Source organism: Photorhabdus bodei, assembly GCF_003287735.1.
In the GTDB taxonomy this organism is placed as follows: domain Bacteria; phylum Pseudomonadota; class Gammaproteobacteria; order Enterobacterales; family Enterobacteriaceae; genus Photorhabdus; species Photorhabdus kayaii.
The window spans coordinates 19,496-35,138 of sequence record NZ_NSCM01000016.1; the positions used below are offsets into that span (position 1 = coordinate 19,496).

The window sequence follows — 15,643 nt, forward strand, 5'->3', positions numbered from 1 at the left end:
CGCTAAAAATGAAACGCAACCGCTTTAAAGCAGACTTTGCGAAGCTCACCGTAATTTAATTCCGTACTTATTACATTATTTCACTTAAATACTGTATATCTAATCAGTCAACTCTGTGTAATAATAACTCACTTATTTAATTATGCACGTATGAATAATCCGGGAAATGATTCATGGATAACATCGAAGTTCGGGGCGCACGTACCCACAATCTCAAAAATATCAATCTGATAATTCCCCGAGACAAGCTGATCGTTATCACCGGTTTGTCCGGCTCAGGTAAGTCTTCTCTGGCATTTGATACGCTTTATGCCGAGGGGCAACGTCGCTATGTGGAATCGCTTTCAGCTTATGCGCGCCAGTTCCTGTCACTGATGGAGAAACCCGATGTTGACCATATTGAAGGATTATCCCCGGCCATTTCTATTGAGCAGAAATCCACGTCCCATAACCCACGCTCAACCGTAGGGACTATTACCGAAATTCATGATTATCTGCGTTTGCTGTTTGCACGCGTAGGTGAACCTCGTTGCCCAGATCACGATATTCCATTGACGGCACAAACTGTTAGTCAGATGGTAGATAATGTGCTAACACTGCCAGAAGGTCATCGCCTGATGCTGCTGGCGCCTATCGTCAAAGAGCGAAAAGGCGAGCATACTAAATTGTTGGATAATCTGGCAGCACAAGGTTATATCCGCGCCCGTATTGATGGTGAAGTCTGTGATCTATCCGATCCGCCGAAATTAGAATTACAGAAGAAACATACCATTGACGTGGTCATTGATCGCTTTAAAGTTCGTGCCGATCTGGCACAACGCCTCGCTGAATCTTTTGAAACAGCGCTGGAACTTTCAGGCGGCACCGCTATTGTCGCCAATATAGATGATAATACAGCCGAAGAGCTGATTTTCTCCGCTAACTTTGCGTGTCCTGCATGTGGCTATAGCATGAGTGAGCTGGAACCTCGCCTATTCTCTTTTAACAACCCTGCCGGTGCTTGCCCAACTTGTGATGGTTTAGGTATTCAGCAATTTTTTGATCCTGATAGAGTCATTCAGAATGGTGATATCTCCCTGGCCGGTGGTGCAATTCGTGGCTGGGATCGCCGTAATTTCTACTATTTCCAGATGCTATGTTCATTGGCAGAACATTATAAATTCGATATCGAAGCACCCTTCAATTCCCTCGGCACCAATATTCAGAAAGTGGTGTTGTACGGTTCCGGTAAACAATCCATCGAATTTAAATACACCAATGACCGTGGCGATACCACAGTGCGTAACCATCCGTTCGAAGGTGTACTGCATAATATGGAACGCCGTTATAAAGAGACGGAATCCACCGCCGTTCGGGAGGAACTGGCGAAATATATTAGTAATCGTTCATGTATTTCCTGCCACGGAACTCGTTTACGTAAAGAAGCCCGTTACGTATTTATTGAGAATACCACTCTGCCGGAGATCTCTGATTTCAGTATCGGCCATGCGATGGATTTTTTCCAAAACATTAAACTCAGCGGTCAACGTGCACAAATTGCTGAAAAAGTACTGAAAGAGATCCACGACCGTCTGAAATTCCTGGTTAATGTTGGTCTGAATTATCTGACGCTCTCCCGTTCTGCCGAAACTCTGTCCGGGGGCGAAGCTCAACGTATCCGCCTTGCCAGCCAGATTGGTGCAGGTTTAGTGGGAGTGATGTATGTACTTGATGAACCTTCTATTGGGTTGCACCAGCGGGATAATGAACGCCTGTTGGAAACGCTAATCCACTTGCGCAATCTGGGAAATACCGTGATTGTGGTTGAGCATGATGAGGATGCCATCCGGGCTGCCGACCATATCATTGATATCGGCCCCGGTGCAGGTGTTCATGGCGGTGAAATCGTCGCGGAAGGCACAGTTAAAGACATTATGGTGAGCAAAGATTCACTAACAGGTCAATTCCTGAGTGGAGAGCGTGAAATTGCCATCCCAGAGAAGCGTATCCCGGCAGATCCGAAAAAGGTGCTGAAACTGATCGGAGCGAAAGGTAATAACCTGAAAAATGTGACGTTCAATCTGCCAGTTGGGTTATTTACTTGTATTACCGGGGTTTCTGGTTCCGGTAAATCGACGTTAATCAATGATACGCTGTTTCCGATTGCTCAACGCCAGTTAAATGGCGCAACCAATATCACCCCTGCGCCTTATATCGACATTCAAGGGCTAGAGCATTTCGATAAAGTGATTGATATTGACCAGAGCCCGATTGGCCGAACTCCCCGCTCTAACCCGGCAACTTATACCGGCATATTTACACCAGTCCGGGAATTATTCGCTGGCGTACCTGAATCACGCGCTCGTGGTTATACACCTGGACGATTCAGTTTTAACGTTAAAGGTGGGCGCTGTGAAGCTTGCCAAGGTGATGGCGTTATTAAGGTAGAAATGCACTTCTTGCCTGATATTTATGTCCCTTGTGATCAGTGCAAAGGTAAACGTTATAACCGTGAAACACTGGAAGTCAAATATAAGGGCAAGAATATCAATGAAGTCTTGAATATGACGATCGAAGAAGCGCGTGAATTCTTTGATGCAGTTCCTGCTCTGGCCCGTAAACTACAAACCCTCATGGACGTTGGCCTTTCTTATATCCGTCTGGGGCAATCAGCAACCACGTTATCAGGCGGTGAAGCGCAGCGAGTAAAACTGGCACGTGAACTATCCAAACGCGGAACTGGGCAGACGTTATATATTCTTGATGAACCAACAACAGGTTTGCATTTTGCTGATATTCAACAACTATTAGCGGTTCTGCATCAGTTACGCGATCAAGGGAATACCATTGTGGTTATTGAACATAACCTTGATGTGATTAAAACCGCTGACTGGATCGTGGATCTTGGCCCAGAAGGAGGTAGCGGCGGCGGTGAAGTTCTGATTTCTGGTACCCCAGAAGAGATCGCCAAATGTGAGAAATCACATACTGCACGTTTCCTAAAATCTATATTGAAGAAAGAGGCATAATTCATAGATAGGGGCTCAATTAGCCCCTTATTTTCTAGCCGCAACTTTTTGAAACGGATTTCACATGCGGCGTTCCCAATAGCAACAGGCAATTTTCGCTGCCAGTTCAGCGTTATTGAGCACTAACTGAATATTGGAAGATAGGCTATTGCCCCCGGTTAACTCAGAGACTCTCGCTAACAAAAACGGCGTACACGCTTTCCCATTTACTCTCTGTTCTATGGATTCGCGTACTGCCTGTTCGATAGCAGTATTGATCTCCGCTTCCGGCATGGCGTATGGCTCAGGGATAGGATTGGCAATCACCAAACCACCCTGTAATCCAGTATCCCATTTTACTGCCATCGCCTGAGCTATCTGTTCTGGGGAATCCAGACGAATATTGACGGGAAATGGGCTGGTACGGCAGAAAAATGCCGGTAAAGAGTGAGTCTGATAGCCAATCAGTGGTACGCCATGAGTTTCGAGATATTCTGTTGTCAGGCCAAGATCCAGAATAGATTTAGCACCAGCACAGACTACCGCGACACTGGTTTTCGACAATTCCTGTAAATCGGCCGAAATATCAAAAGTCTGTTCCGCTCCCCGGTGCACACCACCAATACCGCCGGTAGCGAAGATTCTAATCCCGGCCATTGCCGCAATAATCATGGTAGAAGCTACCGTCGTCGCGCCATTTTTTCCGGCCGCGATAACAAAGGGTAAATCACGACGACTGACTTTAGTTATCTTGTCACCTTCTCTACCCAAAAACTCTATTTCTTCATGCGACAGACCTGCTTTCATCATCCCATTGATAACAGCAATTGTCGCAGGAACAGCTCCATTTTCCCTGATTTTCTGCTCAACTTGTAGCGCAGTCTTTATATTTTGCGGGTAAGGCATTCCATGAGCAATAATGGTAGATTCCAACGCAACAACCGGTCGGTTATTCTCTAAGGCCTCTGTAACTTCCGGGGAAATATCCAAATATTTATTGCTAATAGCATGATTTTTCATGATTATAATTCCAACAGTTTTTGGACACTGCCATTTGACAGATTTGGATTATTGGTCAATTCGCAAGAGAGCGTGAGCGCAGAGCACCCTTGAGCAAAGCGAACACTTTCTGCCAGCGTCATATTTTCTAGCCAGCAGTTCACCAGCCCAGCCATCATGGCATCTCCGGCACCTGTTACATTGACAATCTTGATACTGATGGGAAGTGACCAGCCTGCCACACCATTACTTTCACTAAAGTAGACACCTTCTACGCCCATGCTGAGTACCAACCGCTGTACACCTTGATCGTGAAACCATCGCGCCACTGCCGGAACATCGGTAGGTTGGGTGATTTTCATTCCACTCAGTGCTTCCGCCTCCAGACAATTAGGTTTTAAGGTGTGGATATAGGAAAGCCAGTTTTTAATCTTAGGTGCTTTAAATGCGGATACTGTATCCACAAATACCGGTACCGTTCCGGCATTAGTCAACAGCCAAACCAAAGCTTCTTCAGATAAATTGCAATCAATAACCAGTACGCCAGCGTGCTGAATAAGATTACAATGATTCGCTAACAACGATGGCGTCAGTTTTTCCAAAATATGCATGTCATTGATGGCAACCAACATCTCACCACCGTCATCTAATAAGGAGACATATGTCGAGGTATTTTCACCATAAAACTTATAGCAATAGTTGACATTAACACCTGCGCATCTGGCCTGATCCAGTAAAGTGCTACCATAGAAATCATCGCCAACCACAGAAATAAGATGACATTCTTTACCTAATAACGCGATATTTTGGGCAATATTTCTGCCTACACCACCGGGGGTACATTTTATTTTTCCTGGGTTAGAGTCTTGATAAATGAGTTTATTCGATGCATAACCGTAAACATCCATATTAATAGAACCAACCGCCACCACATAATTGTGATCAGACAAAATATAACCTTTTCCTTTTATATATCCCTTATTCATTAAATTCATAATATGACCAGCAACACCGGAGCGACTTATACCTAAAATATCGGCCATTTCCTGCTGTGGAATTAACGGATCTCGTCTCAGAAGCTGCAATATTTGTTTTTCCCGATTCGTCATTTTTGGACACTTGTTTGTTCTTAAACACACGTTTGTTTTATGTGTTAAAGGAAAAATAGTAAAGTGGGATTTTTTACTTTACAACGAAGTTGGGAGAACGATCGTAAGAATATATGACTGGATTATCAGCCCTATTTTATGTGATAACCATCAAGTAAAATCCTGCTAAACAATCCTTTTTGCTGCATATTAATAATCAACCCGTGTTTTACGCTAGAAATAAATTCAACAAAACAAAGATCTAAGTAAACCCTTATCGAAAGCTAACAAATGTTTGGATATACCTTGAAATGGTGAGAATTATTTTTCACCATCTGAAACATGTTTCATGAAAAATTGATCTGCTTCACATTAAAAAACATACTTCATAGCCGAAAATATCCATGAACAAATTATATACGCTGCGATTATACCCTATGGATTTCAAGATGCATCGCGACGGCAAGGGAGTGAATCCCCGGGAGCATAGCAAACTATGTGACCGGGGTGAGCGAGTGCAGCCAACAAAGAGGCAACTTGAAAGATGACGGATATAGAATAATTTTCACGTCAGATTTCATCCTATAAAGAATAAATCTAAATGTTCATAACTCTATTACGCTTATAAACAAAAATGCTTATAAACCTCTTGCTTATATAAACAAAAATGTTTATGTTTATTTTCAAGTTAAACAAACAGGAGGAGGCAGTGAAGCAAAGCGAGTTTCGCCGGTGGCTTAAAGCTCAGGGAGCAGAATTCAAAGATGGGACTAACCACTTGAAAGTTTTCCTGAACGGTAAGCAAACCACGATGCCAAGGCACCCTAGTAAAGAAATCCCAGAACCACTGAGGAAATTAATATTAAAACAGCTAGGCATCAAATGACAGACCGGCCCCAAGGGGCTGGTTACTCGCATAAATTCACTGAGTAAAAATATGCGATATCCAGTAAAATTCGAACATGACGAAACAGGTTGGGCTGTGATGTTCCCAGATATCCCAGAAGCCTTAACAGGCGGAGATACCAGAGAAGAAGCATTAGCTATGGCGCAGGATGCTCTGGTTACTGCGTTTGATTTCTACTTTGAAGACCGGCGCGAAATACCAACACCATCGACTAAAGGTGAAGCTTTTGTCGAAGTACCAGCCAGTATAGCGGCTAAGGTTTTACTGTTGAATACGATGCTTCAAACAAGAACAAGCAACGCAGAACTTGCACGGTTACTGGGAACTCGACCGCAAGAAATTCAACGTATAGTGTCATTAAGTCATAGCACTAAAATTGACACTATCGCGAATGCGTTAAATGCCTTGGGTAAACATCTGGAACTTGTTGCCATTTAAACATCACCATCAAATAGTCTTAAACCTTGCCGTGGCAAGGTTTAAGTAAATAAATTTAAATTACAGCTTCACTACCATTTATCTCGATAGTCAAATGATATTTGATACCAATATTTATCTGTTTCAATTTTATTTTTAAAACATGATTCAAGTGTTGTCACCCATTCTTTTTTTACATCGAATACACCATTATTAATATTATCTTCAATAGGAAGCCCTAATTTTTCTATTACTGAACCATCATCTCCCAGATCTCCAGAATATTCCTCACCAATAAACTCTTCCGTTTTTTTATCAAACCACGCAATATTTAACTTTAATCCCATAATTCACCTCATATATAAACACAGACAATTAAGGTAGAAAAAAATTGATCTCAAACAATAATGATTATCATTATTTATATAAAATAAACACCAATTAAGATTAATAATACTCGTTACTAACTCAGTATAGAATGGAAGACTGAAAAGAATATGTGAATGAAGTTACTATAAATTCGACATATTAAATTAATATTAGGAAAGAGAATAAGCGCACCATAAATAGTGCGCTTTAAGGAGGTGTTTACTGCTATTTTACAAAATTGTCGATCATTATCATCGATAGTAAATCATTTATATTAAAATTTATGACTTATTTACCATCGCAAATGTTTCAGCAATACGTGCAACATTATGATGGTTGACGCCCGCCATACAGACTCGGCCATTACCGACCAGATAAACAGCAAATTCTTGGCGCAAGCGATCCACCTGTTTCTCGCTAAAACCGGTATAGCTGAACATCCCGCGTTGTTTCAGAAAATACTCAAAGTTTTTCTCTGGTAATGCGATTTTCAAAGCATCCACCAGCACCGTACGCATTTCCAAAATACGTAAGCGCATATGTTCAACTTCTGTCAACCATTGTGCCTTCAAAGCAGGATCAGTTAGTACTTTAGCCACAACCTGTGCACCAAAACTCGGTGGGCTAGAGTAGACGCGACGCACACCCGCTTTCAACTGCCCCAATACCCGCTCTTTGGTCTGTTCATCATCACAAATGACAGACAAGCCACCCACGCGCTCACCATACATAGAAAATATCTTGGAGAAAGAGTTGCTCACCAGACAAGGCAAACCAGCGTTCGCCATTGCACGAATAGCATAAGCATCTTTTTCCATACCATCCCCAAGCCCCTGATAAGCAATATCAAGGAATGGCAATAATTCTCTCTCTTTAACAATTTGAACAACCTGATCCCATTGCTCATAGGTTAGATCCGATCCGGTTGGGTTATGGCAACAAGGGTGCATCACAATAATGCTTTTTGCCGGCAATTTCCTGAATGTTTCCAGCATTTCATTGAATTTTACCCCTTTAGTCTGTGTATCAAAATAAGGGTAATAGTTCACCTTAATACCCGCCCCCGTAAAAATAGCCGCGTGGTTTTCCCAAGTTGGATCACTGCACCACACTTCTGAATCAGGGAAATAGCGATGCAAAAAGTCAGCACCAATTTTAAGGGCGCCAGAACCGCCTAATGATTGAATCGTTGCCACCATCCTCTGTTTCAACACCGGATGATCTTTACCAAATAGCAGTTCCTGAACCGCAAGACGATAGGATTCCAATCCTTCCATTGGCAGATAAAGAGAGGCCGTTTGTGATAACGCCCTAAGTTGTTCTTCCGCGGTAGCCACCGCCTGCAATTGCGGAGTCACTCCCTGCTCATCGTAATAAAGCCCGATGCTCAGATTAATTTTTTCCGCACGGGGATCTTTTTTAAACTCTTCAGCCAGCGAAAGAATCGGATCACCAGCATAAGCATCAACATTCTGGAACATCAGGCTCTACTCCTTATCAGTTAGTTATTCAATAAACAATATAACCTACAACATTATTCGTCCAGGTATTCCATTACCACTCTGGAAGTGAGTTTAGTCACCAGCTCATAAGTAATGATACCGGTGCGTTCAGCAATCCGCTCCACCGGCAGCACATCTCCCCAGAGGACCGCTTCATCACCCACTTTATCTGTCGCATCTGGCCCCAAATCAACAGAGATCATATCCATTGAAACACGGCCAGCAATCGGCACTTCACGGCCATTAATATGTATTGGCGTTCCTGAAGGCGCACTGCGCGGATAACCATCACCATAACCGATAGCCACAACGCCAAGACAAGTATCACGTTCACTGACCCAGGTCCCGCCATAGCCAACCGACTCGCCAGCTTTATGCTTACGAACAGCAATTAAGCTCGACTTTAAGGTCATTGCTGGGATCAAGTTAAAATCCACGGCCGTTTTATCAGACAATGGCGATACACCATACATCATCAGCCCAGGACGCACCCAATCTTGATGGACTTCCGGCCACAACAGGATACCTCCCGATGCATCAATAGATTTTTCTCCCGGTTTGTCAGCACAGAAAGCCTGAAAACAGGCTATCTGCTGGCAAGTGGTGTCTACCGTTGGTTCATCAGCCCGGCCAAAATGGCTGACAATATTGACGGGCTGCTGTACATTTTTACAACGACTTAGCCGTTGATAAAATTCTTCCGCATCTTCCGGCCTTACACCTAAGCGATGCATCCCGCTATCCAGTTTCATCCATACTTTTACCGGATGAGATAACTTAGCTTGTTCCAGTGCTTCCAACTGTTCAACACTGTGAACCACCGTTTCAATATGGTTAGCAACCAGTACTGGCAGGTCAGTCGCATCAAAGCATCCTTCCAGTAACAGAATCGGTTTAACGATACCACCATGACGCAACGTCAAGGCTTCACCAATTCGCGCTACACCGAAACAATCGGCATCGTCCAGCGTATGTGCTGTCTCCAGTAAACCGTGGCCATAAGCGTTTGCTTTCACAACTGCAATCAGATTGCTTTTAGGAGCAAGCTCCCTTACCCGTTGCAAGTTATGTCGCAGAGCGCGGCGGTCAATAACTGCGGTTGCCGCTTTCATTCTATTCCTTAAATTTATTAATTCTTTGGTGGTTAATACTTATTCGTCGTCATAACTTGGCCCGGCATAGTTATCAAACCGCGACCACTGACCATTAAACGTGAGGCGAACTGTACCGATTGGGCCGTTACGTTGCTTACCAAGAATGATTTCAGCCACACCTTTCATGTCGCTATTCTCATGGTAAACCTCGTCACGATAGATAAACATAATGAGGTCGGCATCCTGCTCAATAGAGCCGGATTCACGTAAGTCAGAGTTAACCGGGCGCTTATCTGCCCGTTGTTCAAGGCTACGGTTGAGCTGAGAAAGTGCAACCACCGGCACTTGAAGCTCTTTAGCCAAGGCTTTTAATGAACGGGAAATCTCCGCAATTTCCAAAGTACGATTATCGGATAAGGCCGGAACCCGCATTAATTGCAGGTAGTCGATCATGATCAGGCTCAATCCACCATTTTCGCGAAAGACGCGCCGAGCCCGGGAACGGACTTCGGTAGGTGTCAGGCCAGACGAATCATCAATATACATATTGCGTTTTTCCAGCAATATGCCCATTGTACTGGAGATCCGCGCCCAATCTTCATCATCAAGCTGACCGGTACGAATACGGGTTTGATCCACCCGTGAAAGGGATGCCAGCATACGCATCATGATCTGGTTACCGGGCATCTCAAGACTAAAAATCAAAACCGGCTTATCCTGCATCATGGCTGCGTTTTCACACAGGTTCATGGCAAAAGTGGTTTTACCCATCGAAGGACGAGCCGCCACAATAATCAAGTCTGATTTTTGTAAGCCTGCGGTTTTCTTATCCAGATCCTGATAACCGGTTGAAACACCGGTTACACCATCATGAGGGCGTTGATAGAGTTGCTCAATCCGCTCGACGGTTTCTTCAAGGATCTGTTCTATTCCTTTCGGCCCTTCATCTTTACTGGCACGATTTTCAGCGATCTGGAACACCCGCGATTCGGCTAGATCCAATAATTCTTCACTGCTCCTGCCTTGGGGATCATAACCCGCATCTGCAATTTCGTTTGCGACAGCGATCATCTCGCGGACAACAGCACGTTCGCGGACAATATTCGCATAAGCATTAATGTTAGCCGCGCTTGGCGTATTTTTGGACAATTCGGCCAGATAAGCAAAGCCCCCTACATTATTCAGCTCCCCACTCTGCTCAAGGGATTCCGATAATGTAATCAGGTCGATGGGGTTGCCCATCTCCAGCAACCGCTGCATTTCAGCAAAAATGCGCCGATGTGGGCGGCTGAAAAAATCATTGCTAGTAACACGTTCGGAAACATTATCCCACCGGTCGTTATCTAGCATTAAGCCACCTAACACAGACTGCTCTGCTTCCAAAGAGTGTGGCGGAAGTTTCAGCCCTTCCATTTGGCGATCTTTTGGTTCAGCCATTTTGTTGTGAGTTGATTTTTTTCCCGCCATGAATCCCGCAATAATCTACTGATAAATCTGCAACAGCGCATGAGTATACGCTATGAAGTGCCTTGAGTAATTACATATAGTTTGTAATTATTTCTAGCACACTAAAGCCTGTTCACAATGAGTTCAACTACTACGTGCACACATTTCCCTTACATTGATGAGGTTGAGTCATGGCAAAACATATCGAATTTTCCTCTATTGGCGGTCCCGAAGTCCTGCAATATTGTGAATTCACCCCCAGAGCTCCTGCTGACGATGAAGTACAAGTAGAAAATAGAGCGATTGGAATCAATTACATCGACACTTATATTCGTAGCGGGCTATACCCACCGGCACAATTACCAAGCGGCCTAGGCACTGAGGCCTCGGGCGTAGTGACCAAAGTGGGTTCTGCCGTGACTACCATAAAAGTGGGTGACCGTATAGTTTATGCACAATCAACTTTAGGCGCTTACAGTGAAGTGCACAATGTCGCGGAAAACAAAGTCGCTGTTCTGCCAGATACCATCTCCTTCGAACAAGCTGCTGCTTCTTTTCTGAAAGGTCTGACAGTCTACTATCTTCTACGCCGTACCTACAAAATCCAGTCAGGCGAACCCTTTTTGTTTCATGCCGCCGCGGGTGGCGTTGGGCTGATTGCCTGCCAATGGGCAAAAGCTTTGGGTGCGAAACTGATTGGAACAGTCGGCTCTGAAGAAAAAGTACAACGCGCTAAAGATGCCGGGGCATGGCAGGTTATTAACTATAACCGTGAAAATATTGTCGAACGAATTTATGAAATCACCAACGGTGAAAAAGTCGGTGTAGTTTATGATTCTGTTGGTAAATCGACCTGGCTGAACTCGCTGGATTGTCTGAAACGCCACGGATTAATGGTTAGCTTTGGCAATGCATCCGGGCCAGTTACCGGTGTCGATTTGGGAATTTTGAATCAAAAAGGCTCACTGTTCGTTACCCGACCTTCTATCGCCGGCTATATTTCAACGCGCGAAGAGTTGGATGAAGCGAGCAAAGAACTGTTTGATCTGATTGCCAGCGGAAAAATTAATGTGGATGTACCCGAAAATCAGAAATTCCCGCTAAGTGAAGCGACAAAGGCACATCAGATTCTGGAAAGCCGGGCAACGCAAGGATCAAGTTTACTGATCCCTTAACAGTAAGTTGAGCGGGTTATTAACTAAGCCAGCAAGTCTAATACCTCATTATGCCGCTATTGCCTGCACGAATAACCTTAGACCGGAGGGCAATGCTGGCTGAATATATGAAAGATAAAACAATACCCCTCTTGGCAGGGGTATCACACCTCAGGCAGATAAATAACGATAAGATTGAGGTGCTGTTATCCCTTGACCAAACACATTTAAAGGCAGAGGTTTATCGTATTTTTTAACATTACCAATACTAATCGCGACAGCCTTCTCTCTTCCTTCAAAATAACTATCAAAAAAATCCTTTGTTGTACCTGCAAATTGATGAGTCATTTCCCATACAACGGAAGGAACGTCAGAAATAATATCTTCAATTTCAAACTCGCCAACAACCATACCTATCGGCATAGTTGCATATATACCTGTCATCCTTCAAGTTGCCTCTTTGTTGGCTGCACTCACTCACCCCGGTCACATCGTTATCTATGCTCCCGGGGATTCGCTCCCTTGCCGCCGCGATGCATCTTGAAATCCATAAGGTATATAACAACGGATTGAACCTGATTATTTTTAAAGGCAACTTTCCTAAATTCAAATTTCTTTGAACCATTAAGTATTCTATCAACATACTCTGGTTTAATTGATAATAAAACTTTCATTGGCTTTGCTCAGTTTGATAATGTTATTAAATTGATCATCAGTCAATCTCATGATTCCCCAATAATCACTTTTATTTAAACCGACTTCATTAATGAGTCTATCACGAATAATCCTTTTGGGTAAAGCCACATTATAAGTAAATCTTACTATATATGGATACTGCCTTCTTCTATATATTTCAGTTAATTCATTTACACTAAAGACACTAAATTTACTACAATAATCAATATAGCTTTCTAGCATTGAGAACTCACTAATAACCCTGACTTCTTCAACAACGCAAAGTGAACTAATCACAGATCTATATCGTGCTGGCCCTTGTTTATCGGCCGTTCTATATATAACAATAATATCCCCTCTCTTCATATGAAGGACATCTTGCATTGCACATATATATATTTTATGAATGCTATTGTTGTTATATACTTACTATCAGCAAGAATCACGTAAACTGGGATATTATTGCCAAGAATAGTTGTTCAGATTCTAATATGGAAAAATGAATTTATTAGAACAGCATCACAATGTTTTGAAAAAATATATGGATATCTGTTTTTGTCCGATAATGGAAAGCTAACCCGAAAAAACAGATTAAAGCACGGCAAAAAATCACGCAGTATCCATAAATATTTTAGTGCTCAATTCTCATATATGACTGTGCCTTTAACCGTAAAATGAGCGGATATTACATCCGCTCAGTCACCATGGCTAACGCCTGCTCCACAACAGAAACATCCGCGCCCGGTTTATGTGCATTTTCACTAAGATGACGACGCCACTGACGTGCCCCCGGAATCCCCTGGAAAATACCTAAAATATGGCGGGTAATATGTCCCAGATATGTTCCTTTTGATAACTCCTGCTCTATATAAGGATAAAGTGCTTTGACCACCGCAACAGTATCAACTACCGGCATTGAAGCATCAAATAATTCATGATCAACCTGTGCCAAAATAGACGGGTTCTGATAAGCCTCACGCCCAATCATAATGCCATCTACATATTGTAAATGCTGTTTCGCTTCTTCCAGCGATTTAATACCGCCATTAATAGCAATCGTTAATTGAGGAAAATCCTTTTTCAATTGATAAACTCGTGGGTAATCCAGCGGTGGAATCTCACGATTCTCCTTTGGGCTTAAACCAGAAAGCCAAGCTTTACGGGCATGAATAGTAAATATATTGCAACCACTGCGTTGCACAACAACATCAATAAAATCACATAGAAATTGGTAACTGTCCTGTTCATCAATACCGATACGGGTTTTAACTGTCACCGGCACATTAACCACATCCTGCATGGCTTTGACACAATCAGCGACCAGTTCAGCTTCCCCCATCAGGCAAGCACCAAAACGGCCGTTTTGTACCCGGTCAGAAGGACAGCCGACGTTTAGGTTAATTTCATCATAGCCACGCTCCTGTGCAATCTTCGCACAATGCGCTAACGCCTGCGGATCACTGCCACCCAGTTGTAATGCTATCGGATGTTCTTCCTCACTGTATGCCAGATAATCGCCTTTACCATGAATAATCGCGCCGGTTGTCACCATTTCGGTATATAACAGCGTTTGCTGACTTAATAAACGATGGAAATAACGGCAGTGGCGATCTGTCCAGTCTAACATCGGGGCGACGGAGAAACGGTTAAGGCTATATTTAACCGTCTCTTTATCTTTCTCACTGAATTTAAACGTTTTTTCAATTTCTTTACTTTGGTGCATTGCTATACTTTTTAGATTATTTTGATATTCTCAGTACACCATTAAGTACATCATATACATGGTGTACTCGGATGCAGGAACTCACTGGAATGCGGCTTACTATAGCATAGTAAAAAGCCCTCGTACTGATGGAACTATCAGGTTTTGTTCCCGTAAGCCTCAGCTACGTCACCTTAACTCGCAAATTACGTACCACCCGTATCCAAAACACCAACAGCTCCAACCTCCATTTTGTTGGCAAGTTTCAGCATATTGCCCATGTTCACCAGTTCGGCCGACAAGACCGAATGAACGCAGGCCGGAAGTGGATTACACTCAGCGCTAACTTTTAAAATTTTCAGCGGAAGGGCTAAGGGCTGCGGATGGCAAAAGAATCGGTTATCAAATATCTGGCACAATAACGAAAACACGCCCATACAGGCACAGGCGCATTGTCACTCAATTAAATCATTTTAAGCTGGTTGATAATAAAAGGGTTCTCTTGAAGCAACAACAACAGTTTTCTTGATGCGCCAGTGGGATAACGGCGTTGACTTTCCCAACTTTTCACCAAGTCATAACTTACCCCGACCACCACAGCAAAATCTTGCTGCTTCAAGCCGGTAGCTTCGCGTATTGCTTTAACATCAATCTCGGTGAAAGTATGAACATGTTCTGGTTTCGGTGTCAGCTCACCCTTCTCAATTTTCACCATTTCTTCTGCACTGGCCGGCAGATCGGCAAATATTTCATCTTTCATGCGATTTCTCCGCTCTTTGGCGCGGGAGTTACTCCCACAAATAACGCAACTAATTCAGCCTATCCGAAAGTTGCTTAAGCATTTTTTTCTGCTCATCAGTCAAATTATCTTGCTCATTCTTCGGATAGACCAACGCCAGATAAATTCAACCTTTACTGGTAACATTATAATAAATAACTCTAACTCCCCCACGTTTGCCCATCCCGAACGACTCCAACGAATCTTACGAAATCACCCCGTATTCGCAATGGTATCTCCAGCATCAGGATCATTAATTAGCGTTTCTTGAAACTCCCGATATTCATCATCGGGTAACAATCCTGGTCGCCGCTTACTGAAGCCTTGCAGCTCAATAAAAGTAAACATCGTGCTCCCGGTCTGATTATTATCCTTTCATCCATAGTAAGTGTACTGAGTACATAAATAAAGTCATACCGGTGTACCAAGTACACTTTTATTAACTTAGATACCTCACTACACTTGTAACGACACTATCTACCGTTTCAGCAGCAGATCGACAAATAAAATAATTATTAAGCATTA

At 43.2% G+C, this 15,643-nt stretch carries 15 protein-coding genes and 1 pseudogene; 4 read left to right on the forward strand and 12 right to left on the reverse strand.

Annotated features, from left to right (window positions below; genetic code table 11):
* The first annotated feature begins 173 nt into the window (after nucleotides 1-173).
* On the forward strand, nucleotides 174-3,008 hold the full coding sequence (uvrA, locus tag CKY02_RS11530) for an excinuclease ABC subunit UvrA (RefSeq protein WP_112895397.1): 2,835 nt from the start codon (nucleotides 174-176) through the stop codon (nucleotides 3,006-3,008).
* Between the two features lie 60 nt (nucleotides 3,009-3,068).
* Here uvrA and CKY02_RS11535 read toward each other — a convergent pair whose 3' ends face one another.
* Both CKY02_RS11535 and CKY02_RS11540 read right to left on the reverse strand, forming a co-directional pair.
* A complete protein-coding gene (locus tag CKY02_RS11535) occupies nucleotides 3,069-4,007 on the reverse strand; it encodes a pseudouridine-5'-phosphate glycosidase (protein WP_112895398.1) in 939 nt (312 codons plus the stop codon).
* Between the two features lie 2 nt (nucleotides 4,008-4,009).
* Nucleotides 4,010-5,095 (reverse strand): PfkB family carbohydrate kinase, encoded by a 1,086-nt coding sequence (locus CKY02_RS11540; RefSeq protein ID WP_112895399.1) that lies wholly within the window; start codon nucleotides 5,093-5,095, stop codon nucleotides 4,010-4,012.
* Between the two features lie 688 nt (nucleotides 5,096-5,783).
* Between CKY02_RS11540 and CKY02_RS11545 the strand changes: the two genes are divergently transcribed.
* Together CKY02_RS11545 and CKY02_RS11550 are read left to right on the forward strand one after the other, a co-directional pair.
* The gene (locus CKY02_RS11545; protein ID WP_036778089.1) at nucleotides 5,784-5,960 is read left to right on the forward strand and encodes a type II toxin-antitoxin system HicA family toxin; all 177 of its coding nucleotides are present in this window, start codon (nucleotides 5,784-5,786) and stop codon (nucleotides 5,958-5,960) included.
* Between the two features lie 51 nt (nucleotides 5,961-6,011).
* The gene (locus tag CKY02_RS11550; RefSeq protein ID WP_041380398.1) at nucleotides 6,012-6,419 is read left to right on the forward strand and encodes a type II toxin-antitoxin system HicB family antitoxin; all 408 of its coding nucleotides are present in this window, start codon (nucleotides 6,012-6,014) and stop codon (nucleotides 6,417-6,419) included.
* A 71-nt stretch (nucleotides 6,420-6,490) separates the two neighbouring features.
* Here CKY02_RS11550 and CKY02_RS11555 read toward each other — a convergent pair whose 3' ends face one another.
* The 4 genes from CKY02_RS11555 to dnaB form a co-directional block, all read right to left on the reverse strand.
* Nucleotides 6,491-6,745 carry a cloacin immunity family protein gene (locus CKY02_RS11555; protein ID WP_112895400.1) on the reverse strand — a complete coding sequence of 85 codons (255 nt, stop codon included), beginning with the start codon at nucleotides 6,743-6,745 and terminating at the stop codon, nucleotides 6,491-6,493.
* A gap of 303 nt (nucleotides 6,746-7,048) precedes the next feature.
* A complete protein-coding gene (locus CKY02_RS11560) occupies nucleotides 7,049-8,248 on the reverse strand; it encodes an amino acid aminotransferase (RefSeq protein ID WP_112895401.1) in 1,200 nt (399 codons plus the stop codon).
* Between the two features lie 53 nt (nucleotides 8,249-8,301).
* A complete protein-coding gene (alr, locus tag CKY02_RS11565; RefSeq protein ID WP_112895402.1) occupies nucleotides 8,302-9,381 on the reverse strand; it encodes an alanine racemase in 1,080 nt (359 codons plus the stop codon).
* Between the two features lie 39 nt (nucleotides 9,382-9,420).
* On the reverse strand, nucleotides 9,421-10,830 hold the full coding sequence (dnaB, locus tag CKY02_RS11570; protein WP_112895403.1) for a replicative DNA helicase: 1,410 nt from the start codon (nucleotides 10,828-10,830) through the stop codon (nucleotides 9,421-9,423).
* 170 nt (nucleotides 10,831-11,000) lie between these two features.
* On the opposite strand from dnaB, the gene CKY02_RS11575 reads away from it, so the two are divergent.
* Nucleotides 11,001-11,984 (forward strand): quinone oxidoreductase, encoded by a 984-nt coding sequence (locus tag CKY02_RS11575; protein WP_112895404.1) that lies wholly within the window; start codon nucleotides 11,001-11,003, stop codon nucleotides 11,982-11,984.
* 150 nt (nucleotides 11,985-12,134) lie between these two features.
* On the opposite strand, the gene CKY02_RS11580 is transcribed toward CKY02_RS11575, so the two are convergent.
* The 6 genes and pseudogenes from CKY02_RS11580 to CKY02_RS11610 all read right to left on the reverse strand — a co-directional run bounded on the left by CKY02_RS11580 (nucleotide 12,135) and on the right by CKY02_RS11610 (nucleotide 15,466).
* Nucleotides 12,135-12,407: an ASCH domain-containing protein gene (locus tag CKY02_RS11580; protein ID WP_193493121.1), complete on the reverse strand. Its 273-nt coding sequence runs from the start codon at nucleotides 12,405-12,407 to the stop codon at nucleotides 12,135-12,137.
* On the reverse strand, nucleotides 12,355-12,588 hold the full coding sequence (locus tag CKY02_RS26700) for a hypothetical protein (protein WP_162120112.1): 234 nt from the start codon (nucleotides 12,586-12,588) through the stop codon (nucleotides 12,355-12,357). The genes CKY02_RS11580 and CKY02_RS26700 overlap by 53 nt, the downstream gene beginning before the upstream one ends.
* A gap of 26 nt (nucleotides 12,589-12,614) precedes the next feature.
* Nucleotides 12,615-13,004, reverse strand: coding sequence for a hypothetical protein (locus CKY02_RS11590; RefSeq protein WP_112895405.1), 390 nt, complete (start codon nucleotides 13,002-13,004; stop codon nucleotides 12,615-12,617).
* 319 nt (nucleotides 13,005-13,323) lie between these two features.
* Nucleotides 13,324-14,361, reverse strand: coding sequence for a tRNA dihydrouridine(20/20a) synthase DusA (gene dusA / locus CKY02_RS11595; RefSeq protein WP_112895406.1), 1,038 nt, complete (start codon nucleotides 14,359-14,361; stop codon nucleotides 13,324-13,326).
* Between the two features lie 442 nt (nucleotides 14,362-14,803).
* A complete protein-coding gene (nadS, locus tag CKY02_RS11605) occupies nucleotides 14,804-15,100 on the reverse strand; it encodes a NadS family protein (RefSeq protein ID WP_112895408.1) in 297 nt (98 codons plus the stop codon).
* Between the two features lie 49 nt (nucleotides 15,101-15,149).
* Nucleotides 15,150-15,466, reverse strand: a pseudogene (locus tag CKY02_RS11610) (type II toxin-antitoxin system RelE/ParE family toxin).
* Between the last annotated feature and the right edge of the window lie 177 nt (nucleotides 15,467-15,643).

Bases quoted from the DNA above. Each gene is read 5' to 3' on its own strand.
- uvrA (WP_112895397.1), top strand. From the start codon at position 174: ATGGATAACATCGAAGTTCGGGGCGCACGTACCCACAATCTCAAAAAT.
- CKY02_RS11535 (WP_112895398.1), bottom strand. From the start codon at position 4,007: ATGAAAAATCATGCTATTAGCAATAAATATTTGGATATTTCCCCGGAA.
- CKY02_RS11540 (WP_112895399.1), bottom strand. From the start codon at position 5,095: ATGACGAATCGGGAAAAACAAATATTGCAGCTTCTGAGACGAGATCCG.
- CKY02_RS11550 (WP_041380398.1), top strand. From the start codon at position 6,012: ATGCGATATCCAGTAAAATTCGAACATGACGAAACAGGTTGGGCTGTG.
- CKY02_RS11555 (WP_112895400.1), bottom strand. From the start codon at position 6,745: ATGGGATTAAAGTTAAATATTGCGTGGTTTGATAAAAAAACGGAAGAG.
- CKY02_RS11560 (WP_112895401.1), bottom strand. From the start codon at position 8,248: ATGTTCCAGAATGTTGATGCTTATGCTGGTGATCCGATTCTTTCGCTG.
- alr (WP_112895402.1), bottom strand. From the start codon at position 9,381: ATGAAAGCGGCAACCGCAGTTATTGACCGCCGCGCTCTGCGACATAAC.
- dnaB (WP_112895403.1), bottom strand. From the start codon at position 10,830: ATGGCGGGAAAAAAATCAACTCACAACAAAATGGCTGAACCAAAAGAT.
- CKY02_RS11575 (WP_112895404.1), top strand. From the start codon at position 11,001: ATGGCAAAACATATCGAATTTTCCTCTATTGGCGGTCCCGAAGTCCTG.
- CKY02_RS11580 (WP_193493121.1), bottom strand. From the start codon at position 12,407: ATGACAGGTATATATGCAACTATGCCGATAGGTATGGTTGTTGGCGAG.
- CKY02_RS26700 (WP_162120112.1), bottom strand. From the start codon at position 12,588: ATGGTTCAAAGAAATTTGAATTTAGGAAAGTTGCCTTTAAAAATAATC.
- CKY02_RS11590 (WP_112895405.1), bottom strand. From the start codon at position 13,004: ATGAAGAGAGGGGATATTATTGTTATATATAGAACGGCCGATAAACAA.
- dusA (WP_112895406.1), bottom strand. From the start codon at position 14,361: ATGCACCAAAGTAAAGAAATTGAAAAAACGTTTAAATTCAGTGAGAAA.
- nadS (WP_112895408.1), bottom strand. From the start codon at position 15,100: ATGAAAGATGAAATATTTGCCGATCTGCCGGCCAGTGCAGAAGAAATG.